23 protein-coding genes are annotated in these 21,837 nt (G+C 63.5%); 17 read left to right on the top strand and 6 right to left on the bottom strand.

Translation table 11 applies throughout. The features are described 5' to 3' along the window. The first annotated feature begins 114 nt into the window (after nucleotides 1–114). The 8 genes from P2T57_RS05910 to P2T57_RS05875 all read left to right on the top strand — a co-directional run bounded on the left by P2T57_RS05910 (nucleotide 115) and on the right by P2T57_RS05875 (nucleotide 7,739). On the top strand, nucleotides 115–651 hold the full coding sequence (locus tag P2T57_RS05910; protein ID WP_276301562.1) for a transcription factor: 537 nt from the start codon (nucleotides 115–117) through the stop codon (nucleotides 649–651). Continuing rightward, nucleotides 652–1,329, top strand: coding sequence for a DUF2110 family protein (locus P2T57_RS05905; protein WP_276301561.1), 678 nt, complete (start codon nucleotides 652–654; stop codon nucleotides 1,327–1,329). It abuts the gene before it with no gap. 1 nt (nucleotide 1,330) lies between these two features. Beyond that, nucleotides 1,331–2,101 carry a DUF5803 family protein gene (locus P2T57_RS05900; RefSeq protein ID WP_276301560.1) on the top strand — a complete coding sequence of 257 codons (771 nt, stop codon included), beginning with the start codon at nucleotides 1,331–1,333 and terminating at the stop codon, nucleotides 2,099–2,101. Nucleotides 2,102–2,598: 497 nt separating this feature from the next. After that, nucleotides 2,599–3,288 (top strand): competence/damage-inducible protein A, encoded by a 690-nt coding sequence (locus P2T57_RS05895; RefSeq protein ID WP_276301559.1) that lies wholly within the window; start codon nucleotides 2,599–2,601, stop codon nucleotides 3,286–3,288. Nucleotides 3,289–3,347: 59 nt separating this feature from the next. Beyond that, nucleotides 3,348–4,280 (top strand): hypothetical protein, encoded by a 933-nt coding sequence (locus P2T57_RS05890; RefSeq protein WP_276301558.1) that lies wholly within the window; start codon nucleotides 3,348–3,350, stop codon nucleotides 4,278–4,280. A gap of 497 nt (nucleotides 4,281–4,777) precedes the next feature. Next, complete coding sequence (locus P2T57_RS05885; protein ID WP_276301557.1) at nucleotides 4,778–5,449, top strand: four-helix bundle copper-binding protein; 672 nt, start codon at nucleotides 4,778–4,780, stop codon at nucleotides 5,447–5,449. Nucleotides 5,450–5,564: 115 nt separating this feature from the next. Next, on the top strand, nucleotides 5,565–6,656 hold the full coding sequence (locus tag P2T57_RS05880) for an ATP-NAD kinase family protein (RefSeq protein ID WP_276301556.1): 1,092 nt from the start codon (nucleotides 5,565–5,567) through the stop codon (nucleotides 6,654–6,656). Nucleotides 6,657–6,710: 54 nt separating this feature from the next. After that, nucleotides 6,711–7,739 carry a phosphate uptake regulator PhoU gene (locus P2T57_RS05875; protein ID WP_276301555.1) on the top strand — a complete coding sequence of 343 codons (1,029 nt, stop codon included), beginning with the start codon at nucleotides 6,711–6,713 and terminating at the stop codon, nucleotides 7,737–7,739. 148 nt (nucleotides 7,740–7,887) lie between these two features. Here the strand turns inward: P2T57_RS05875 and P2T57_RS20345 are convergent, their stop codons facing one another. Then, complete coding sequence (locus P2T57_RS20345) at nucleotides 7,888–8,289, bottom strand: DUF7528 family protein (RefSeq protein WP_420028529.1); 402 nt, start codon at nucleotides 8,287–8,289, stop codon at nucleotides 7,888–7,890. Between P2T57_RS20345 and P2T57_RS05865 the strand changes: the two genes are divergently transcribed. The 6 genes from P2T57_RS05865 to P2T57_RS05840 all read left to right on the top strand — a co-directional run bounded on the left by P2T57_RS05865 (nucleotide 8,200) and on the right by P2T57_RS05840 (nucleotide 11,351). Further along, the gene (locus tag P2T57_RS05865; RefSeq protein ID WP_276301553.1) at nucleotides 8,200–8,526 is read left to right on the top strand and encodes a hypothetical protein; all 327 of its coding nucleotides are present in this window, start codon (nucleotides 8,200–8,202) and stop codon (nucleotides 8,524–8,526) included. The two genes, P2T57_RS20345 and P2T57_RS05865, sit on opposite strands and share 90 nt — an antisense overlap. 133 nt (nucleotides 8,527–8,659) lie before the next feature. Next, nucleotides 8,660–8,848: a DUF7525 family protein gene (locus P2T57_RS05860; RefSeq protein WP_276301552.1), complete on the top strand. Its 189-nt coding sequence runs from the start codon at nucleotides 8,660–8,662 to the stop codon at nucleotides 8,846–8,848. A 109-nt stretch (nucleotides 8,849–8,957) separates the two neighbouring features. Then, entirely contained in the window at nucleotides 8,958–9,182 is a 225-nt protein-coding gene (locus tag P2T57_RS05855; RefSeq protein ID WP_135827057.1) for a DUF7123 family protein, read from the top strand. A gap of 91 nt (nucleotides 9,183–9,273) precedes the next feature. Beyond that, nucleotides 9,274–9,696 carry an SRPBCC family protein gene (locus P2T57_RS05850; RefSeq protein ID WP_276301551.1) on the top strand — a complete coding sequence of 141 codons (423 nt, stop codon included), beginning with the start codon at nucleotides 9,274–9,276 and terminating at the stop codon, nucleotides 9,694–9,696. After that, a complete protein-coding gene (locus tag P2T57_RS05845) occupies nucleotides 9,693–10,496 on the top strand; it encodes a nitrilase-related carbon-nitrogen hydrolase (protein WP_276301550.1) in 804 nt (267 codons plus the stop codon). The genes P2T57_RS05850 and P2T57_RS05845 overlap by 4 nt, the downstream gene beginning before the upstream one ends. Nucleotides 10,497–10,844: 348 nt before the next feature. Beyond that, nucleotides 10,845–11,351, top strand: coding sequence for a DUF7344 domain-containing protein (locus P2T57_RS05840; protein WP_276301549.1), 507 nt, complete (start codon nucleotides 10,845–10,847; stop codon nucleotides 11,349–11,351). A 414-nt stretch (nucleotides 11,352–11,765) separates the two neighbouring features. Here P2T57_RS05840 and P2T57_RS05835 read toward each other — a convergent pair whose 3' ends face one another. The 3 genes from P2T57_RS05835 to P2T57_RS05825 form a co-directional block, all read right to left on the bottom strand. Then, the gene (locus P2T57_RS05835; protein ID WP_276301548.1) at nucleotides 11,766–13,304 is read right to left on the bottom strand and encodes an aldehyde dehydrogenase family protein; all 1,539 of its coding nucleotides are present in this window, start codon (nucleotides 13,302–13,304) and stop codon (nucleotides 11,766–11,768) included. 119 nt (nucleotides 13,305–13,423) lie between these two features. After that, entirely contained in the window at nucleotides 13,424–14,233 is an 810-nt protein-coding gene (locus P2T57_RS05830) for an RIO1 family regulatory kinase/ATPase domain-containing protein (RefSeq protein WP_276301547.1), read from the bottom strand. A 60-nt stretch (nucleotides 14,234–14,293) separates the two neighbouring features. Next, entirely contained in the window at nucleotides 14,294–15,742 is a 1,449-nt protein-coding gene (locus P2T57_RS05825; protein WP_276301546.1) for an arylsulfotransferase family protein, read from the bottom strand. A gap of 229 nt (nucleotides 15,743–15,971) precedes the next feature. Here P2T57_RS05825 and P2T57_RS05820 point away from each other — a divergent pair, with 229 nt between their 5' ends. Next, a complete protein-coding gene (locus P2T57_RS05820; RefSeq protein WP_276301545.1) occupies nucleotides 15,972–17,114 on the top strand; it encodes an acyl-CoA dehydrogenase family protein in 1,143 nt (380 codons plus the stop codon). A gap of 199 nt (nucleotides 17,115–17,313) precedes the next feature. On the opposite strand, the gene P2T57_RS05815 is transcribed toward P2T57_RS05820, so the two are convergent. Further along, the gene (locus P2T57_RS05815; protein ID WP_276301544.1) at nucleotides 17,314–17,907 is read right to left on the bottom strand and encodes an archaellin/type IV pilin N-terminal domain-containing protein; all 594 of its coding nucleotides are present in this window, start codon (nucleotides 17,905–17,907) and stop codon (nucleotides 17,314–17,316) included. Between the two features lie 253 nt (nucleotides 17,908–18,160). On the opposite strand from P2T57_RS05815, the gene P2T57_RS05810 reads away from it, so the two are divergent. Beyond that, entirely contained in the window at nucleotides 18,161–19,105 is a 945-nt protein-coding gene (locus P2T57_RS05810) for an ATP-grasp domain-containing protein (protein ID WP_276301543.1), read from the top strand. Nucleotides 19,106–19,114: 9 nt separating this feature from the next. Continuing rightward, nucleotides 19,115–20,095: a hypothetical protein gene (locus P2T57_RS05805; protein ID WP_276301542.1), complete on the top strand. Its 981-nt coding sequence runs from the start codon at nucleotides 19,115–19,117 to the stop codon at nucleotides 20,093–20,095. 390 nt (nucleotides 20,096–20,485) lie between these two features. On the opposite strand, the gene P2T57_RS05800 is transcribed toward P2T57_RS05805, so the two are convergent. Then, nucleotides 20,486–21,742, bottom strand: coding sequence for a Glu/Leu/Phe/Val family dehydrogenase (locus tag P2T57_RS05800; RefSeq protein WP_276301541.1), 1,257 nt, complete (start codon nucleotides 21,740–21,742; stop codon nucleotides 20,486–20,488). Between the last annotated feature and the right edge of the window lie 95 nt (nucleotides 21,743–21,837).

Genomic DNA, 21,837 nt, shown 5'->3' with positions numbered 1-21,837 from the left:
CTGCGACCGCCGTACCCCGACCGCGGGCCACGCGCGGTTCGGCCTCGACTGAGACGAGTTCCCAGACCGGCCTCTCCGATGGTTTTAAACGGTCGAACGCCCCAGTACACCACAATGGCTTTTGAGGACTTGCTGGAGGACCCAGTAATTCAGAAATATCTTCACGAGTTGGTCGGTCCGAAGGGGATGCCCGTCGCCGCGGCCCCGCCGGACGGCGAGGTCACCGACGAGGAGTTAGCCGAGGAGTTGGACCTCGAACTCAACGACGTTCGGCGCGCGCTGTTCATCCTCTACGAGAACGACCTCGCCACGTACCGCAGACTGCGTGACGAGGACTCGGGATGGTTGACCTACCTCTGGACCTTCCAGTACGACAACATTCCGGACAACCTCGAAGAGGAGATGCACCGCCTGCTCGACGCGCTCGAACAGCGCAGAGAGTACGAGCGCCAGCACGAGTTCTACCTGTGTGAGGTCTGTTCGATTCGCTTCGAGTTCGGCGAGGCGATGGACTTCGGGTTCGAGTGCCCCGAGTGCGGGTCGCCGCTCGAATCCATGGAGAACAGCAGACTCATCGACTCGATGGAGCGACGACTCGAGGACCTCCGCGAGGAACTCAACGTCGAACAACTCGAAGAGGCCGAGGCATAGATGGTCGTACTCGCCACCAAGGTGTACGTCCGAGGCGACGCCCGCGACCGGTCGCTCGACGCGCTCCGGTCGCTCGTCGGCAACGAAATCGAAGACCTAGACGTGGAGTACACCGTGGGCGTGCGCCACGACGACTTCGCGGTCGTCACCATCGAAGGCGACGACGAGGTAGTCGCTCGCAACCTCCTCCGCGAGGAGTTCGGCGAGATTACGCCCGACTTCGAGGCGGGCGAGACCTACGTCGGCACGCTCGAAGGGTGGGACGAGGAGGGCTTCGTCCTCGACGCGGGCGAGGAGATTCGGGTCCCCGCCGACCAACTCGGTCTCGGGCAGGGGACGCCGGTCCAAATCGTCGAGCGGTTCGGACTGGTCCAGCACATGCCCCTCCGGTTCGTCTACTCGGACCCCGACGCCGAGAGTCACCGCCTCGCCGACGCGGAGCGCGACCGACTCTACGACTGGACTCGCGGCGCGGGCCGGGTCAACGTCAACAGCGCGACCCGTGGTGAGGTCCGCGCGACGGTCAACCGGGCGGGCCACGCCCGCGACATCGTGACCGTCGAGCGGTTGGGCCTGCTGGAACAGAGCATCGTCTGCAAGGACGAGACCGACCCGCCGGGCCTGCTGTCGGCCATCGGCGACTACCTCCCGGCGGAGATTCGTTGCGTCATCCCCTGATATGAACCGACGACTGCTCCTCGGGTTCGCGGCGCTCGCCCTGCTGGCGGTGACCGCCGGGTGTTCAGGCGTCTTCGGCGGCGACCAGTTCAGCGAGAAGCGACTCGAAGGCGACGGCGGGGCCGACTACGAGTGGGACACCGACACCGACGTGACCATCAACGTCACGGGCGGGCAGTACCACGCGATTTACGACTTCGAGAACCGCACCCAACTCCGCATCTTCGAGCGCGAGTCGCTCGGCGAGAAGACCCCGGTCGAAGTCAACACCGTCAGGTTCCGGTACCCCAACGGAACGGTGGTCACCCTCGACCAAGAGCAGGTCAGAAAGCAGGACTCTCGAACCGTCTTCACGCTCCCGTCCGAGGAGGGCCAACTCGCCTACACCGCACCCCACCGCGGCAAGTCGTTCAACACGCCGACCTACGTGGAGGGGTCCTACGAGGTGGTCCTCCCGACCGGGATGCGCGTCGGCAACCCAATCCTGAGTCAGGTCCGGCCCGACGCCGACGAGAAGACCCAAATCGATAGTCGCGTCCACCTCCGGTGGGCCGAAGTGACCGCCGACAACGTCGTGGTCCGGTATTATCTGGCCCGCGACCTCAAAATCTTCGCGGGCATCATCGGCGCGGGCATCCTCATCGCCCTGCTGGGACTGGGCTACTTCCGCCTCCAGATTCGCCAGTTGGAGCAAGAGCGCGAGGAGATGGGCCTGAACGTCGATACCGACGGCGACGAGTTCGACCAAGGGCCTCCTCCGGGGATGGGCTAACTCCGGCCTTGGGTTGTCAGGTTTTTGCACTCGCTGTTCTCCTGCCGGATTAGGGAATTAGGAATGATTGTATGACCATTGTATAGGCATCTTAGATAGCTCTCTAGATGGTCGGTGCGACTCGGGACTGATTGTTTCGGTGTGACATTAGTTGAGACTGGTTAGAAAGCCCCCGGTCGCTCGCGGTCGCTACCGCGACATCTCTGCGGCTCTCAGCACCGCCCGCCGCAGAGAGGGGTCGCGTAGACGACCACGGCCTCCGGCCGCGAGCGACCGGCCCCTTTCAGTCCACCCAGACAGTCGGTTGGTGGGCCGGGCGCTTCCCGACGATTGGTCAGTCGAGCGCGCCCTGACGAAAAATCTACCGAGCGCATCCCCGTGGTCTGTTCCACCGAGCGCGCGGCGGCCAGCGCCTGCCGGGCGCTGGCCGCCGGACGCTGGTCCCGCCGTCTGTCGGGAGCGTCCGCTTTTTACTCGCGCAACCACTACGAACCCCCATGCAGATAGCCATCGTCACCGTCGGCGACGAACTGCTGGCGGGCGACACCGTGAACACCAACGCCGCGTGGCTTGGCGAGCGCCTCGCCGACCGAGGAGCGAGCGTCGAGCGCGTGGTGGTGGTCCCGGACCGGGAGGCCGACATCGCCCGCGAGGTCAACGAACTGCGCGCCGAGTACGACGCTGTAATCGTCACCGGCGGCCTCGGGCCGACCCACGACGACCTGACGATGGAGGCTGTCGCGGCCGCCGTCGGCGTCCCGGTCGAGGAAAACGACGAGGCCGTGGCGTGGATAACCGAACACACCGACTACGAACACGCCGACCTCGTGGAGGGAACCACCCACCTCCCGAAGGGCTGTCGGATGCTCCCAAACGACGAGGGCGTCGCGCCGGGGTGCGTCATCGAAGGCGTCTACGTCCTGCCGGGCGTGCCCGCCGAGATGAAGGCCATGTTCGAGACCATCGCGGACGAGTTCTCCGGCGACTACCGCCACGTCCGCGTCGTGGAGGCCGACGAACCCGAGAGCGCGCTGGTCGAGCGATTCGCAGAGCTACGCGACCGGTTCGACGTGACGGTCGGAAGCTACCCCGGCGACCACGTGCGAGTCAAGTTACAGAGTACTGACGAGGACGAACTCGACCGCGCGGAAGCATGGCTCCGCGAGCGTGTCGAACCCACCGACTAACCACTCCTCGACCTCCGGCGTCTGACACGTTTTAATACCGGTGAGTCCGGAGTGAGCGTATGAAGGACATCGTGGAAGCGGCCCTCGAACATGCGGCCGAGGCCGAGGACGCCGCCAACACCGACGCCAGCGATGCCGCCGAGTTCGGTCCGCCCGACTTCGCTTTCGTCGGGTGTGGCGAGGACGGCGCGAGGAGAGCGACCGAGACCATCTCCTCGGACCGACGCTCCGACGCGACGGCGTTCGACCTGACAACCCGGACAATCCGAGCGTCAGCGCCCGAATCCGACGCTGACGACCTCACCGCCGACCTCGCGGTCGTCACCGCCCACCTGACCGACGCAGAAATCATCGACCGCACTGCGGCCGCCGTCGATTGCCTGCCCGACGAGGCGACCACGCTCGCTCTCGTTTCGGTACCCGAGACGCCGCCCGACACCGACCGATTTTCGACCGCATTCTCTGTCCTCGCCGACGCCGCGGACACCACGGTTCCGGTCGAACTGAGTCGTCTCCGCGAGGACTACGACGACGAGAAACCGGTCGGCGCGCTCGCCGACGGCCTCGTGACGGAGTTGGCGCTCGACGTGTTCGAGATGGCGGCCAAACCGCTGTCGGCACCGGTGGACCTCACAGCGCTCTACGACCTACTCGATACTGGGGGTGTCGCACTCGCGTATCGAGGACGGGGGACGACCGAGGACGCCGCCGCGGACCTCCTCGACCACGCGGTCGGCCACCGACTCTGTGACGGCGACCCCGCGACTGCCGGGGGCGGCGTCGGCTTCTGCCGGTTCGGCGACGAGATGCTTCTGAGCGACTACGACGAACTATTCGACGAGGTGACCGCTCGCTTCGCACCGCCCGAGGCCGACAGCGACCGCTGGCTCGACGGCGGAAACGTGGCTGTCGGATTCGCCGAGGAGTGTCGGCTCACGCTGTTGCTGACCGGAATCGACCCGTCTTCGGTAGCGTTTCTCGACCGGGAGTGAGTGTGGGGCGACGCGTGGAGTGTGGCGTGAAGTGAGCGCGTAGAGTGAAACACGCGGAGCCAAGGTGCGTCGGGTGGTCGAAAGCCGTTTCTACCGGTAGAAGTACGCCAGCCACGCGGCCGTGATTGCGAGTCCGAGTACGGTGGTGACGATACCTGCGGCGTTGGCCGGAATCGCCGCCGATTCTGCGAGTACGAACATGGTCGGACGTTTCCGGGCGGGACCCTTAATCCTTGCCAAGGCGGTCCGAGTGTCCGTAGTTCCCACGGCCGAAACCCGGCGTTGAATCCGCGAACCGTTCGGAAACCTATCGGTAATCCGTCGTTCGATTCACCGTTGAAACCCGTTTATTCGACCCGTCAGCGCGGGAAATAGACCGTTGCCCGGTTGAACGATTGCTAACGGTCGCTCCCGTTTATCTGGGATTCGGGTGAACCACTACTTGCCCGCGAGAGGGCTTCGGCGGTTAGGAGTCGCCTACGCGGGGGAGGGAAATTATGTCACAGGAATACCACCAATCCATGGGGAGTACCGGCGAGCAAACGTACGGCGGCCAGTCTTACGGCACACAGTCGTCAGGGATGGGCCAGCAACCGATGCAGAGTTCGCAAGGAATGGGCGGACAGAACATCGGCGGACAGATGGGAACGCAGTTCGGCCAGCAGTCAGGGTCCGCCCACCGCTCGACTCACGATAACGTCGGTCGGCAGTTCGAGTCGGAGATGACCAACGAACTCAACGAGGCCCTCGAATCGTTCGACCGCGTGGTCGAAATCGCCGAGTGGTGCGCCGACAAATGCATCGAGAGCGGCCCCCAGATGGCCGAGTGCGCACGTCTCTGCGAGGACCTCTCGGACCTCGCGTCGCTGAACGAGAAACTCATCGCGCGAGACTCCATCAACGGGCCGGAGGTCGCTGAGGCCTTCCTCAAAGTCTCCCAGCAGGGCCTGCCGATTCTGGAGCAACACCAGCAGTCGCCCCACGTGCAGGAGACCTATCAGGCGGTCACGCAGGCGATGGACGCGACGAACAAGTTGCTGAACTCCATCGGGGGCGTCCAGCAGACCCGGACGGGAATCCGGGAGCAGGTTCAACAGCAGGGCGGCCAGTCGATGGGCCGGTCCCAGCAACCGCAGGGCCAGTTCTTCCAAGGCGGCCAGACGTACTGAGGACCGACCCGACCAACCCGACCGATTCGCGCACCGGTTGGCACGCACGTTCATTTTTTGTGAGAGATTGCCCGGTACCGGGCGGTTTTTGCGCCGGACTCCCGTAGCCACGCCCATGCGAACTATCGGCGTCGTCGTCAACCCCATCGCCGGGATGGGCGGTCGGGTGGGGCTGAAAGGCACCGACGGGAAAGTCGAGGAGGCCCGCGAACGCGGCGCGGAACCGCGAGCGCCGGAGCGAGCGATAGCGGCGCTGGAGGCGCTGGCCGAGCGTGCCCCCGACGCCAGAATCCTGACCTACGGCGGTCGGATGGGCGAGGAGTACGCCCGCGAGGCCGGATTCGACCCCGAAGTCGTCGGCGAACCCGCCGGAGACCAGACCACCGCCGACGACACCCGCCGAGCGGTCCGCGAGTTCGCGCAATCGGGCGTCGATTTGATTCTGTTCGTCGGCGGCGACGGGACCGCGGTGGACGTGACCGAGGCGCTGGACGAGGCCGAAGCCGCAAGTGAGTCAGAAGACGAGATTCCGATTTTGGGCGTCCCGGCCGGGGTCAAGGTCTACTCGGCGGTGTTCGCGGTCACGCCCGAGGCGGCGGGCCGGGTCGTGGCCGATTTCGACCGGACCGAGCGCCGGGAGGTCAACGACATCGACGAGGAGGCCTACCGCGAGGGCGAGGTCCGGGCCGAGTTGAAAGGTATCGCAGAGGTGCCGGTCGCCGACGACTTGCAGTCGAGCAAACAGGTCGGCGGCGGCACGGTCGAAAGCCTCGCCGTGGGGGTCGCCGACGACGCCCGGCAGGACGCGGGAACGACCTACGTCCTCGGCCCCGGAAGCACCGTCGGCGCGGTCAAAGCGGAACTGGGCTTCGAGGGGTCGCCCCTCGGGGTTGACGTGTGGCGCGACGGGGAGGTCCTCGCTCTGGACGCAAGTGCAGACGAGATTCTGGCGAACTTGGGCGAGCAAAACGTCGTCGTGGTCTCGCCCATCGGCGGGCAGGGGTTCGTCTTCGGCCGGGGCAACGACCAGATTTCGCCGGACGTGATTCGGCGCTCGGAAGTCGAGGTGGTCGCATCCAAGCCCAAACTCGACGGCGTCGGCGTCCTCCGGGTCGATACCGGCGACGACGAGGTGGACGACGACCTCCGGGGGTGGCGGAAGGTCCGGGTCGGTCGGTTCGAGCGCCGGATGATGAAGGTCGTTTAAGGAAAATGGCTGTCTCCTAGTGAGATTTAAGGTCGTTGGGACGGATGGTGAGGTATGGAGACGCGCAAGGTACAGCGGTTAGGTCCCTCGACGCTGGCGATGACTCTGCCGGCGGAGTGGGCCAAGGAGAACAACGTCGAGAAGGGCGACGAGGTGTCGCTCCGGATGGGCGGCAAGGGCACCCTGACGGTCCTGCCCGAGTCGGCCCACACCGAGGAGTCCGAGGCAGTTATCCACGCCGAGAATCTGGACGCCGACGCGGTGGAGCGCGCCATCGTCGCCCAGTACGTCCTCGGGCGGCGGGTCATCCACGTCGAGAGCGAGGAGACCCTCGACAGCGAACACATCAACGCCGTCTACAAGGCCGAGACCCAACTGATGGGGCTTGGCGTGGTCGAGGAGACCCCCAACAGCATCGCCATCCGGTGTTCGGTGGACCCCGAGGACTTCAGCCTCGACAATCTGCTCGAACGCCTCGAAAACACCGGTTCGACCATGCGCGGCGAGGCGGTCAAGGCGCTGGCCCACGGCAACCCGGACCTCGCTCAGCGCGCACTCAACCGGGAGCGACAGGCGAACAAGATTTTCGTCCTCCTGCTGAGGCTCATTTTCACGGCCTACCAGAACCCGACGCTGGCGCGGGCGGTCGATTTGGACAGCGGGTTCCCGCTCATCGGCTACCGGTCCATCGCCAAGAACCTCGAACTCACCGCGGACAACGCCGAGGACATCGCCGAAATCGTCCTCGAAGCAGAAGGCCACACCTTGGACGTGGACGGCCAGACGATGCGGCGTATCCGGGAGTTCACCGACCAAGTGGACGAAATCACGGCTTTGGCGGTCCAAGCGGCGGTCGAACGCGATTACGACAAGACGCTGGAGGTCCGGGCGCTGTTCCACGAAATCGGCGACCGGGAGAGCGAAATCCTGTCGGACCTGCCCGAGATGGACAACGATTCGCTGTTGGCGGTCCGCGAGGTGCTGGTCAGCCTCCAGCAGACCGCCCAGTACGCCATGCGAAACGCCGAAATCGCCGCCAACCTCGCGCTCAACGAGGAGAGCGAACACACCACCATCAACTGAGTTCCGCCACCCGCTTTTCGCCCGCCCGACCCGCGTTCGGCGGTACCGACCCCGAAACGCACCGTCCGCTGTCCGAGAAAAGACAATTTTACAATTGGGTGAAAAACAATTACGTTGCCGAAACAAATGATTATCTGTTCGAGACTGCCTAATCCGCGCTGACCACCTCGCCCTCGTCGGTTCCGACGACTTGCTCGCGAGTCTGTTCCTCGCTCGTCTTCTCGGCGGTCAGGGGGTTCCGGCGCGTGATGTCACAGTCGAAGGCCGGATGCTCGGCGAAGTGCCGGACCAGCATGTGGCGGCGCGACCCGGTGATGCCGGTTCGACTGACCTCCTCGGCGGAGAACTCCGCCGGCAGGCGGTCGAACAGGCGACGCAGGGCCTCGAAACTCTCGAACACCTTGGAGTTGCCCGCCGAGTCCGCTCCTCGGCGCGCAACCTCGTAGGTGCCGTCCTCGCGGTGGATTCCCGCAGTCCGGAAGAACTCCCGGCGCTGGGTCAGGGCGTCTCCAACCGCGTCCTGCAGGTCGGCGGCCTCGTCTCTGGTCAGTTCGTAGTCACAGCCATCGACCGCCAGTACTATCGATTCGCCGTCTCGCCGGACCGAAACGTCTGTCTCATCGCCCGAGAAGAACTCGATCAGGAGCGTCTACACTCCGTGTCATGTGGTGGTACATCCCGTCGCCGGGAATATAATTCTACCGGCGTCGCGGATTTTTACGGCCGGGCCTCCTCGCCACGACTCCTTGTCGGCGGTGTTCTCGGCGTGTCCTCGGCGCGAGCATAGTCCGTGGTTACTCAAGTAACACCGAGTTGCGCGACTCGCTGGTGTCCGGCGACGGACGCGCCGTCGGCGAAACCCCACCGACACCGAACACCGAGTAGAATGAACTAAGTTGCGGCCGCCGGAAATCCCGGACATGGCCGAACACGAGACGGTTGCGAGCGACAAGGGTATCGGACTCGCCACGCTGTTCACACTGCTGGCGGCGGGCGCGACGGTAGCGATGTTCGTCGAACCGGGAAGCGAACTCGCCGCGTGGGGCTTCGCTGGTGCAGTGACCGCGGGCGTGCTGGCGGTCGCCGCGGTCCACCTCTTTTGGAAGTAGACTGCTCTGGGGCGACTCTCCGGTCTTCTCGGCGCGCGATAGGTCCGCGAAGTGAGCGATTTCCACCGGGAAATCGTTAAGGGTGACAACGCCCTATACGGGTGTGAGGATGACTGATTACACCGACGAGGAACGGCGCATCCTCGCATATTTGAGCGAGAGCGTCTCTAAGGGTGAGCGTTACTTCCGCTCGAAGAACATCGCCGAACAACTCGGCCTCTCTTCGAAGCAGGTCGGTGTTAGACTTCCGAAGCTCGCGGAGAAAAGCGAGGAGGTAGACATAGAGAAGTGGGGGCGCGCGAAGTCTACGACGTGGAAGGTAACGCCGGGATAGTCCGTGAAATGCGGACGGATAGCCCCTGCGGAGCGCAGACGACATCGGGGCGGTCCGGCGGATTTTTGACCACGGGGTCCCAAATCCGGGTATGACTGTCCGGGTGGAGCGAACCTTTGACCTCGGGGTTTCGCCGGAGAACGTGTGGGAATTTATCGCGGACCCGGAGAAACGTGCGAGGACAATCAGCGTCGTCGCCGACTACGAGAAGACCGGCGAGTATTCGTCGATTTGGCACATCAAGGTCCCGATTCCGTTCCTCGACAGCACCGTGCCGGTCCGGACCGAGGACGTAGAGCGCGACCCACCCCGGTACGTCAAGTTCGTCGGGCGCTCGTCGGCGCTCCGCGTGACCGGCGAACACGAGATACGCGAGGCCGACGGGGGGAGCCAACTCGTCAACCGGTTCACGGTCGAAGGGAAGGTGCCCGGCATCGAACGCTACTTCAAGAAGAACCTCGACAAGGAACTCGATAATCTGGAGGCCGCACTCCGGAAGGAGGCCGCACCGTGAGACTCGCGCTCGCCCAACTCGACATCGAGGCCGGAGCGGTCGAGACCAACCGCGAGCGCGCCGAGGAGGCCATCGCCGAGGCCGCAAATCGCGGCGCGGACCTCGTGGCGCTCCCGGAAATCTTCACCGTCGGCTACTTCTCGTTCGAGACCTACCAGCGGGCGGCCGAACCAATCGAGGGTCCCACGCTCGAACGCATCGCGGACGCCGCCCGAGAACACGGGGTGGGCGTCCTCGCGGGGAGCATCGTGGAGGACCTCGCCGAAACTGAGAGCGTCGAGACGCCCGCCGACGAGGGACTGGCGAACTCCTCGGTCCTGTTCGACCGCGAGGGGAACCGACTCGCGGTCTACCGCAAACACCACCTGTTCGGCTACGACTCGGCCGAGGCCGAGATGCTCGTGCCGGGCGAGACCCTCGGTATCGCCGAGTTCGAGGGGGCGACGGTGGGGATGACCACCTGCTACGACCTCCGGTTTCCCGAACTCTACCGGTCGATTGCCGAGGCGGGCGCGGACCTCGTGCTGGTTCCGAGTGCGTGGCCCTACCCTCGGGTCGAACACTGGAAGCTACTGCCCCGCGCCCGAGCGGTCGAAAACCAGTTTTTCGTCGCCACGGTCAACGGGTCGGGCGACTTCGAGGACGCCTCGCTGTTGGGGCGCTCGACGGTCTACGACCCGTGGGGGACGACGCTTGCGAGTACCGGCGACGACCCGGACCTCGTGGTGACCGACGTGGACCTCGGGCGCGTCGAGGCGGTCCGCGACGAGTTCCCGGCGTGGCGCGACCGACGCACGTAGCGACACGAATCGGCGCTAATCGGCGCAACGAACGTCTTCGCACCGGTTTCGACCGGCAGACGCCCCACGGCCGAGGAGTATCGAGCGGTCGGCGGCGAGCAGTGCGAGGGGACTTCGCCCGCCGCCGCGTCCACGAACTTCCGGGCGAAACCACCGAGTGAGCAGACGGCCCGAAACTCGGTTTCGGCGGACGCCGAAATGTCAGCGGTTCGTCCGACGGCCACAAGGCTCAAAACCCGAATTTTAATTACGGTGTAGACGTAAATTTACGCTAATAGACAGATGACTGAAGCGACAACTGGTGCCCGCGCTTCGAGAGCGGGTGGGGCTGGACCATCTCGGGAGGTGATGTTTGACCTCTTGGGTAACTCCCGGCGTCGGCGTGTCCTCCGCCACCTACTGGACGAACGCGAGATTACCTTGACCGACCTGAGTTCACGCATCGCCGCGTGGGAGAACGACACCGCCGTCACCGACCTCTCGTCACGCCAGCGAAAGCAGGTGTACTCCTCGCTCTATCAGACTCACATCCCGCGACTGAGCGACCACGGCATCGTGGCCTACGACGCCGACGAACGCGTGGTCAAACTGACCGGCGACGCCGAGTACGTCCGTCGATTCCTCGACGTGGAGGAGCCACAGCGCGGTCGGTACTCCCACCAGTGGAGTCGCTACTTCCTCTGGACGGCGGTTATCGGGAGCGCGGTCATCGCGGGCAACTGGCTGGGGACGACGCCGACGACCCACATGACGACCGAAAGCCTCTACGGGATGCTGACAGTGACGTTCATGATGCTCAGCGTGTCGTTCGTGATGGCCGTCGAGGGGCCGAAGCTACTGCGACTCACGGAGTAAGGGCCGGATTCTTATTTATTGTTTTGGCACCCTATGAGTATGTTTTAAATCACTATATTTGGTCTTTAGCAACCCATAGGTTGCTCTGGCGGTGGCGGTTATTTCTCGACGGTGTTCTAGTTAACGGAAAAAGCGGCGAGAAGCTAGCTTCAGGCTTGAGCAAATCATACCGCACCTCGTCCTCCCCAACCTCCTCACGCCCGTCGCTTCGCTCGGTCGTTCGTCCCTCGCGCGGTTGGCGGGGCATGAAGCCCCGCCAGCGCGCGCCGGGTGCGAAGTCGGGATTCTGTGGTCTCAATTCCTAATCAATCGCCGCGTCCTAAAAAAGGAAATTCGTTTACTCAGTTGGCGGCTTAGTCGTCGCTTTCAACGAATCCGAGATTGGAAGTTGCTCGGCCGCGAGGGCCTCGCCGTTCAATCGTCGGATTCGGTCTTGATGTCCGCGCTCAGACCCTGCGCCATCTCGATGTCCTTCGAGTTGTTCACGGTCCACGCGGTGCGCTCGGTGACGGCCTCGATGGCCTCGCGGGCGCTCGGGTAGCCGTTGCCGGACTTCTTCACGCCGCCGAAGGGCAGTTGGACCTCCGCGCCGATGCACGGCAGGTTGCCGTAGGCAAGCCCGAGTTCGGCCTCGTCGCGGAACTGGTTGACTTGGCGGTAGTCCTCGGAGATGACCGCGCCGGCGAGTCCGTAGGGCGTGTCGTTGTGAATCTCCATCGCGCGGTCCATGTCGCCGGAGTACTCGATGAGAGCGACGTGGGGACCGAAGACCTCCTCCTTGATACAGCGCAGGTCCTCGTCGTAGTCGATTTCGTAGACGAACGGACCGACCCAGTAGCCGTCGTCGTGACCCTCGGGAATCTCGTCGGCGTCGAGTTCCTCGCGGTCCACGAGAACGTTCGCGCCCTCCTCGCGGGCGAGGTCGTTGTACTTGCCGAACTTCTCGACCTGCTCCTCGTTGACCATCGGACCCATGAAGGTGTCCTCGTCGAGGGGGTCGCCGACCGAGACCTCTTTGGCGAGTTCGACGTAGCGCTCCTTGAACTCGTCGTAGACGTCCTCGTGGACGATGAGGCGCTCGCTGGAGACACAGCGCTGGCCGGTCGTCTTGAACGAGGACATGATGGCCGAGTGGACCGCGATGTCGAGGTCCGCGTTCTCGGTCACGACGATACCGTTCTTGCCGCCCATCTCGCAGGCCGCGAGTTTGCCGGGTTCGCCGCCGACCTTGCCCGCGATTTTGTGGCCGACCTCGCTACTCCCCGTAAAGAGAACGGTGTCCACGCGGTCGTCCTCCACGATGGCGTTGCCGGCGTCGCCGAAGCCTTGGACCATGTTGAAGACGCCTTCCGGGATGCCCGCATCGACCATCATCTCGGCGATGATTTGGCCGCACCACGGCGTCTGCTCGGCGGGCTTCCAGACGACCGTGTTGCCCTCGACCAGCGCCAAGGCCATGTGCCAGAACGGGATGGCGACCGGGAAGTTCCACGGCGTGATGCAACCGATGACGCCCCGCGGCTTCCGGCGCATGTAGGCGTCCTTACTGCCGATTTCGGAGGGCACCACGTCGCCGTGGGGGTGGCGGGCGTTGCCCGCGGCCCATTCGACCATGTGGGCGGCCTCCACCACGTCGGCCTTGCCTTCCGAAATCTCCTTGCCGCACTCCTTGGTCACGACTTCGCCGAGTTCGTCGGTTCGCTCTTTGAGTTCGTGGTAGACGTCCCAGAGGTACTCCGCGCGGTCGATGTACGAGAGGCTGGCCCACTCGTCCTCGGCCTCCTTGGCCGCTGACAGGGCGTCGTCTACGTCCTGTTCGGTTCCGCGGTGGAACTCGCCCAGTACTTCCTGATTCGAGGGGTCTACGCTCTCGAACGTTTCGTCGCCGGTTCCCTCGGTCCACTCGCCGCCGATGTAGTGCTGGTAGGTCTCCTCGCTGGCTTGCTGACTCATGCTCTGGCAAAAATTGGGACGGGCACGGATAAAAAGTCTCCCAATTCTGGTTCCTTATCCGAGAGTTTGACACTCTTTCACGCCCCACTTCGGCCGAATATCTACCTCTCGACTGCCCGTCACTCGCCGTTCGAGTCGGCCAGCTTCTCGATTTCGCCCTTGACGCTCACCGCGTCGAAGTCGTGGTCGGGTCGGATGTTCACGAAGTCCAGAAACTCCCTCGCAGAGAGCAACTGGTCGGCCGAGTAGTGTTCGGCCGCAGACGCGACTGATTCGGTCGCACCGATTCGGGGTTCGAGCGCGGCCAGCGCGCAGGCCAAATCGTAGGACCGGGCCTCGTCGATGGCGTCCTCGCGGACCGTGGTCGCGTCGATGAAGTAGACCTCGCCGTCGTGGACGAGGACGTTCTCTCCCCGCAGGTCGCCGTGGGCCAGTCGGTGGTCGTGCATCGCAGACAGCGACTCGAAGACGTCGGGCGCGAGGAGTTCGACCTCCTCGGCACCCATCTCGTCGAAGGTCCGGAAGTCCGGCAGGTACTCCATCACGAGGACGGCCATGTCGTCCACCTCGAAGACCTCGGTGGGAGCGGGCGCGTTCAGCCCGATTTCGCGCATGCGCTCGGTGGCCTCCAACTCCTGTCGGGCCATCTCGACCGGTCCCGCCGAATGCTCGAAGAAGCCTTCGGTGCCCGACGAGAACGCCCCGAGGTTACGCGCTCCGGTAAAGAGCGCGTGGACCAGCGAGTTCTGTTTGGTGATGATTTTGACGAACCAGCGTTCGTCCACGACGCACGGCGTCGAGAGCCAGTTGTCGGCGTCCAGAAATTCCACCCGGAGTTCCAGCCGGTCGTAGCGCCGGGCGAACTCCGCGAAGACCGCTTCGAGTCGCTCCCACTCGATGGTGCCCCGCACCAGCCGCCGGATGCTCATTACGCCCCCGACTAAGCGTCCGGCCCAAATAAACCCACTTGCCTCCCCGATTCGGAGGCCTCAAACCAGCGACGCGACCACCGACGCGACGTAGCCCACGACCGCCAGCGCCGCCAACAGCAGGATGGACCGAATCGAGGGCACCGACTCGCGCCCGAGCGATTCCCGGTCCGGGAGCGACACCGACGACCACCACAGTTCGAGGCCGCCCCAGACCGCGAGGGTTCCGACCAGCGCGAACGTCGCCAGCACGTCGTAGAAGCCCATCCACCACGGGAAGAAGTAGCCCAGCAATCCGTTCTGTACTTCGATAGGCACCACACCGCGCACGGCCTCCTCGAAGCGGTCGGCGGGTCCGGACCGCGGTTCGGCCCGGTTGGATTCGAGAGTCGCTCTCACTGCGCTCGGACCGCCCGCGCTCTCGTCGCCGGTGCCGAGGCGTTCGGCCTCGTAGGCCCGGTCTACCGGCAGGGTCCAGACGATTTCGCCCGCTTCGTTCACCTCGACCACGCGGTCCCCGATGGTGTCGGTGACGAGGGTGTGGCCGTTCGGAAGTCGGTCGGCGTCTCGGGGCCACTGCATCTGCTCGTCGGTCCACGTCCACGTTCGCTTCCAGTCGCCCTCCTCGCGCTGGTACTCCACGATGCGGTCGTTCTCGGAGTCGGCGACGACCACCGCGGGACCGCCCCGCTCGGCCGGGATGTAGTCGGGGTTGTGCTGTTCGCGCAGAATCTCGTAGTCGTCCTCGCTTCCGAGGGTCCAATTAGCCACGAGTCCGGTACTCCGGTTCAGGAAGGCCACTTGGTCCTGATTGCGCAAATCGACCATGATTCGGCCGTCGTCCAGCAGTTCCACGTCGTTGAGGTGGACCCAATCTTCGTCGTACTCCCCGCCGCCGGTTATCGGCAGGTCGCTCTCGGCGGTCCACGTCCACTCGCGGATGCCCGACGAGGTATCGACCACGAAGACGGCCTCGTTGCCGATGTCGCCGACGAGGAGGTGAGTGTCGTTGATTACGTCCACGTCGTGCCACCGACCGCCCTCCATCCGGTGGGCGTAGAGTCGAGTGCGCTCGCCGGTCGTCAGGTTCAGGCGCTCGACCACGTTTCGCCGGCAGTCTCCTCTGTCGGCGAGCATCGGCCCACTGCCGCAGACCGACTCGTTGAGCCACTTCGTGGCGATGTAGGTGACTGTCCGGTCGCCCGTCGGACTCGGGTCCACGTCCCAGTAGGAACTGTACCGGTCGGTGTGGTAGAGGACGCTCCCGTTCGGCCGGACCGCGACGAGTTCACCCGAGAGTCCTCGCATGTCTCCCTTCTGGACCGTGACGACCGTGACTCCTCGCCGGTCGCCGACGACCTGCTCGCGCTCCTCGGGCAGAAGGTCGGCGGACTGGTCGTATCGCTGGTTGGGCGACTGGCCGGCGATGACGAACCCGACAGCGAGCGAAACCAGCAACCCGAGGGCGACGACTGCGAGGAGAACTCTGGGCGGCGTGCGACCGTTCACGCCACGTCGGTACGCCAGAGACCGACAACAGCGTTTCGACATCGTTCGGACGCGGGTCTGGGAGTAGCCGGTCTGTCGCTCTAAGCAACAAATACACACGCTAAAACCATAAATAAAATCTGTAGGAACTTGTGATTCTTTCCTACGTTCCCTACTGCGACGATACCCAAACCGACGCTGGTCTTCGGGGTTCGGAGACTTTATACTACCACTCGCGCAAAAATTGCGTATGGATTTCAGCCTTCCCGACGAGCATCAGATGATTCGGGACGAAGTGCGCCGGTTCTGCGACGAGGAGATAGAACCAATCGCTCAAGAAATCGAGAGCGAACACCGCTTCCCCGAGGAAATCTTCGACCAACTCGCGGACCTCGACATGATGGGCGTCCCCGTCAGCGAGGAGTACGGCGGACTGGGCGGCGACCAGTTGATGTACGCCCTCGTGACCGAGGAACTCGGTCGGGTCTCGGGGTCGGTCGGCCTCTCGTTCGCGGCGCACGTCTCGCTGGCCTCCAAGCCCATCGAACTGTTCGGCACCGACGAACAGAAGGAACGCTGGCTTCGCCCGCTGGCGGAGGGCGAGTATCTCGGTTCGTGGGCGCTGACCGAACCCGGTAGCGGGTCGGACGCCAGCGACATGGACACGATGGCCGAGAAGGACGGCGACGAGTGGGTCCTGAACGGGACCAAGCAGTTCATCACTAACGCCAACGTGGCCGGGTCGGTCCTCGTGAAGGCCGTCACGGACCCCGAGGCGGGCTACGACGGCATCTCGACGTTCATCGTGGACCCCGACGAGGACGACGGCTTCGAGGTCACGACGGTCTGGGACAAGATGGGCCTGAACGCCTCGCCGACGTGCGAAATCAAACTCGATAACGTCCGACTCCCCGAGGACCGCCTGCTGGGCGAGGAGGGCGAGGGGTGGAACCAGACCAAAAAGACCCTCGACGGCGGTCGCATCTCCATCGCGGCGCTCTCGACAGGTCTCGCGCAAGGTGCCTACGAGGCCGCCAAGGAGTACAGCAAGGAGCGCGAGCAGTTCGGCAAGCCAATCAGCAAGTTCGACGCCATCCGGAACAAGGTCGTCTCGATGGACCGGAAAATCGAGCGCGCCCGCCTGCTGACCCACAAGGCGGCGTGGAAGTACGACCAAGGCGAGTCGGTCTCCCACGAGAGCGCCTTGGCCAAACTCGACGCCAGCGAGGCCGCCCGTGAGGTCTCCGAAGAAGCAATCCAGACGCTCGGTGGCTACGGTTACACCGAGGACTTCGCTCCCCAACGGTTCTTCCGCGACGCGAAACTGATGGAAATCGGCGAGGGGACCAGCGAGATTCAGCACCTCGTCATCGGTCGAGAACTCGGCCTGTGAGGCGGTAGCCGAGGCGCTATTTTCGGGAGTTCGGTCCGCCAGCGACGCCTTTCCGCGACGACTCTGCGGCGGTCAAGCGAGAAATCGGCTACCGATTCAGCGCATCTGCGAACGGGGAGAACAGTTGGTCCGACGACCGTTCGGCGATACTGCTGGACGACGGGGAGACCGAAAGTGGGGAGAATCGAAATCCGAGAGACTACAGTTGCACCGCTTCTTGGTTGGTCAGCGTCTGGGGGACGCTGTGGTGGTAGGTCACCGCGCCCGCCGACGTGACGATTTTGATGGTGAAGTCCTCGCTCTCCTTGAGACCGTGGTTCTTTTCGGTCAGTTGGGTGGCGTCGAGCGTGACCCGGAAGCGGTCGCCTTGGTCTACGAGGACCGGCGAGGTGTCGTCAACGTCTCGGATGGTCGTGATGTTGAAGTGCTGTCCGTCGGCGGTCCCATCCTTCGCGCGAGTCAGAATGGAAGCGTCGTCGGGACCGAGCCATTCGACCGTAGCGGTCGAGAGGTTCACGTCACCGGACCCGGAGCTTTTCATCACCGTCAGGTTCACGAGGTGGATAGAGTCGTCGTTACCGACGATGCCGACCGTGCTGACGACATTGACTCGGTTGGTCACTTGTCCGGTCGCTTCAGTACCAGTCTGTTCGGATTTCGTCTGGAGGAACCCGGCGGTGTTGATGAGCACACCCGCCGCGATGGCGGCGACCAGCACCATGGCGATGAACACGATGAGCGTACCGATGCCCACCTGTGCGCGGTCGGGCCGCCAGTTTTCGGTGTCGAACATGATTCTCTTCTGCGCATCTCTTCTCGTAGATAGAACATAAAACCCCAATGCTATTATCACAGATGAGAAGCGGCCGGAGATTTTGCGTTTCTCGACAGAGAGTTACTCTACCCGATTTACGACGAGAATTCATTAGCGAAACAAAATGTGTGCTTAGCGAACCGACGTGTAGACTTCTCGACTAGCGACCCCGACTCATCTGAGTGGCCGTAAGTTGGTTGGTTTTTTATAGAGTGGTGTGAACACAACTCACGTGACTGTCGTACTAATCGGGATACGGGATCTGCCGGAGCTGAAGACGTTGGCCGAGGCCCTCCGCGGCCGCGGCGAGGAAGTCGTCGTCTGTGACGTGATGGATTGGCCGGGCGAGACACCACTGACCTACGCCCCCGGTGACGACGACTTCGTGGCCGATTCGTCGTTCGAGTTCAGCGAGGTGACGGGGGCCTACGTCCACGTCCACGCCGTGTTTCGTACCACAGATATGGCGTTCAGAGAGGAGTTCAAAGCCGCCCACGAACTTCGACCGGTCTTCAATCAGTGGCGCGAACACCGGAGCGTCTTCGAGAGCCTTTCGAGGATGTTCGAATCACGAGGAATCGACGTACTGCCCCGACCCCACAACCAGTACCTCCAAGAACACAAACCGTGGCAACTCGACCGATACGAGTCTGCCGACCTCCCGATTCCGGACACGTTGATCTCCAACGACGCCAGCGAAGTCGAGGCGTTCTACGAGCGTCACGACCGAGTCATCTACAAACCAGTCGCCAAGGGAGCGGGTCCGTCCGAGCTTACGGCCGACGACCTGACCGAGGAACGACTGAAACGACTTGCGACCGCACCCGTGCAGTTCCAAGAGATGGTTCCGGGCGACGACCTCCGACTGTACGTCCTCGACGGCGAGGTCGTCGGAGCCATGCGATACGACAGCGAGAACTTCTCGTTCAAACTCGACCAGAACGAGGGGAAGGAAGTCGCAGTGGGACCGGCAGACGTGTCGGACGAGATCGAATCGACTGCCGTTCGCGCCGCCGGCGCCATCAACTTGCAGTTCGGCGCGGCCGACATCATCAGGCGTCCCGACGGCGGCCACGTGTTGCTGGAACTGAACGAAGCCCCCGCGTTCGCGGCGGCAGACGTTCGGGCCGACCAGAACGTCGCCCAAGCACTCGCAGACCATCTCGCCGAGGAGTGAACCCCGACTATGGAGCGAATTACGGAACGAGACGAATCGCCCATCGGATACACGTGGGGCGAGTCGGACGACACGTACTTCCTCCGGAACCCCGAGGGCGGATTCCGGGGGGTTTCGGAGAACGCACTGAAACTCTTGGAGGCTCTCGCCGACGGTGAGGTAGTCAGAGACGACTTGGACGGCGAGGCACTGGCGCTCGTCGAGCGACTCGAAGACAAGGGGTATCTCCGGAAGGACGCTCCCGTCGTCCGAATCGTCGAACCGGACGACATCCGACTCTGGCCTCGATTCCTCGCATTCGTCGTCCTCCTCGGTATCGGCGTGTTTGCAACCGTCCGAGAGATCGCCGTGTTGGGCCGGTTAGACGAACTGTTGACGCCCGTTCGTCTCTCGCTGTTCGCCGGGCTGACCGTCGTCTCGCTCATCATTCACGAAGGGGGCCACTACTTGGCGAGTCGCCGTTTCATCGATCCGTCGGTCGATGTCGGGACCGTGAACGGAATCCTCCCTGTACTCAAGACGAACACCGACGGTGCGTGGATGTTGCCCCGCAACAGACGGCGCTGGATAAGTCTGGCTGGTCCGTTCGTGGAACTGGTCTGGTTGGTCGTCGTTCTCGGCGTCGAACTGGTCGTCGGCCCCAGTCTGGTGTTGGACGCGCTCGTCGTCACGACCGTCGGTCGCGTCCTGCTCAGTCTCAACCCACTGATTCACGGCGACGGCTACTGGCTGATGGTCGATACGTTCGGATGGGTGAACCTCCGAACGAGAGGCATCAGAGACCTCTACGAACGACGAACGTCCGCGGCGGCAGGCTACGTCGTCCTCTCGTATTCGCTCCCCGTCGTCGTTCTGCTGGCCTCCCTGTCGTCTGCGGTCGCCCGTTTCGGACCGGTTGCCGCGGTGCTTCCGGTCGGGTTGCTCGGATTTGCGGTCGTCCGGTTCCGCGACCGCCTCAGAAGACTCTTCGGAACGCTGTCGTCGAGCTAGTCGCGCAGTTCGGGGTTCTTTCCGAAGTAGCGACGCACCGTCGAAAAAGTGGTCGATCGTTCGCACTCACCGCCCGGACAGGGGTCTAACCCCTGTCTCTTACATCATGATGACGCCGTCGGGGAACGTCAGGGCCGGGTTTTCTCGGGATTCCATTTCTACGTCGTCGCTTTCGTCGAGGTCTTCGATGAAATGCTCGGTCATGTGCTACGATAACAACCACACAGGGGTATTTTAAAAGCTTTTCTATAATTGAATTACATTAACTAATATACGAGTTTATAATAAATTTATATCTAAAACTGAGTAAATAGCGAAGGAAATAAATTAGGGCAAAAAGATGGCGGTTCCAAAGCGGTACGAGAGTCGTCTACGGCCGGAGAGTCGTGTCTACGGCCAGTTGCCGCTCTCCTCGTAGGCGTCCACGACGCGCTGAATGGCGACCACGTAGGCGGCCGTCCGCATGCTCGGCGCACCGGTCTCCTCGTAGGTCTCGACCAGATTGTCGAAGGCGTCGGTGATGATGCGTTCGAGTTCCTCGTTGACCTTCTGTTCGGTCCACGAGAATCGCTGGCGGTTCTGGACCCACTCGAAGTACGAGACCGTCACCCCGCCCGCGTTGGCGAGGATGTCGGGGAAGACGTAGGTGTCCGAGTCGGCCAGCACGTCGTCGGCCTCGGGGGTGAGCGGACCGTTCGCGGCCTCCACGATGACGTCGGCCTGCACGTCCTGCGCGAGTTCGCCGTCGATGGCGTTTTCGAGCGCGGCCGGAACCAGCAGGTCCACGTCAAGGGTCAGCAGGTCGTCGTTGGAGAACTCGTCGTCGGCACCGGGGTAGTCCGCGACGCTCCCGGTCTCGTTCTTGTGGCTCTTGACGTCCACGGGGTCGAAGCCCTCCTCGCTGTAGATGGCACCGCTGGAGTCCGACACTGACACGATGTTCGCGCCGAGTTCGTCGATGAGTTTCGCGGCAATCCATCCGGCGTTGCCGTAGCCCTGCACCGCCACGGACGCGCCCTCGATGTCCCGGTCGAGGTAGTCGAACGCCTCGCGGGCGGTCAGCATGGTCGAGCGACCGGTGGCCTCGACTCTGCCCGCGCTCCCGCCGCTGTCGGGGGACTTACCCGTGATGACGCCGGGTTCGGTGGTGTTCTCCAGCGTCTCGTAGGTGTCCTTTATCCAGTTCATCTCGCGCTGGCCGGTGTTCACGTCGGGCGCGGGGATGTCCTTGTCCACGCCGATGAACGGGCGCAGTTCCTTGGCGAACGACCGGGTGATGCGTTCGAGTTCCTCCTCGCGGTAGTCGTCGGGGTCGATGATGATGCCGCCCTTGCCGCCACCGTAGGGGATGTCCACGACGGCGCACTTGTAGACCATCCATCCCGAGAGGGCCTTGACCTCGTCGCGGGAGACGCCCGGATGGTAGCGGATGCCACCTTTGTAGGGTCCTCGGTCGCCATTGAACTCCGACCGGAAGGCCTTGAAGACCTCGACCGACCCGTCGTTCATCTCGACCGAGAGGTTGGTCTCGAGCACTCGCTCGGGGTGTTTGAGGCGGTTCAATACGTCGTCGCCGACGTCCATGTACTCGGCGGCGTCGTCGATCTGTTCTTGGAGGCTTTCGAAGGGATTGGCTTGCTCGGACATGGGTGGTAAATTCTACCGTCGTTACATACCGACTCGATTCCGCCTGATACAGTTTCCGGAACCGGAACGGCCGATGGTGACAATTTTGGCCCTCA

It is taken from the genome of Halorussus lipolyticus (genome assembly GCF_029338375.1).
Classification (GTDB): Archaea; Halobacteriota; Halobacteria; order Halobacteriales; family Haladaptataceae; genus Halorussus; species Halorussus lipolyticus.
Note: the sequence above shows the minus strand (reverse complement) of the source record. Positions and strands in the feature narration are given on the sequence as shown.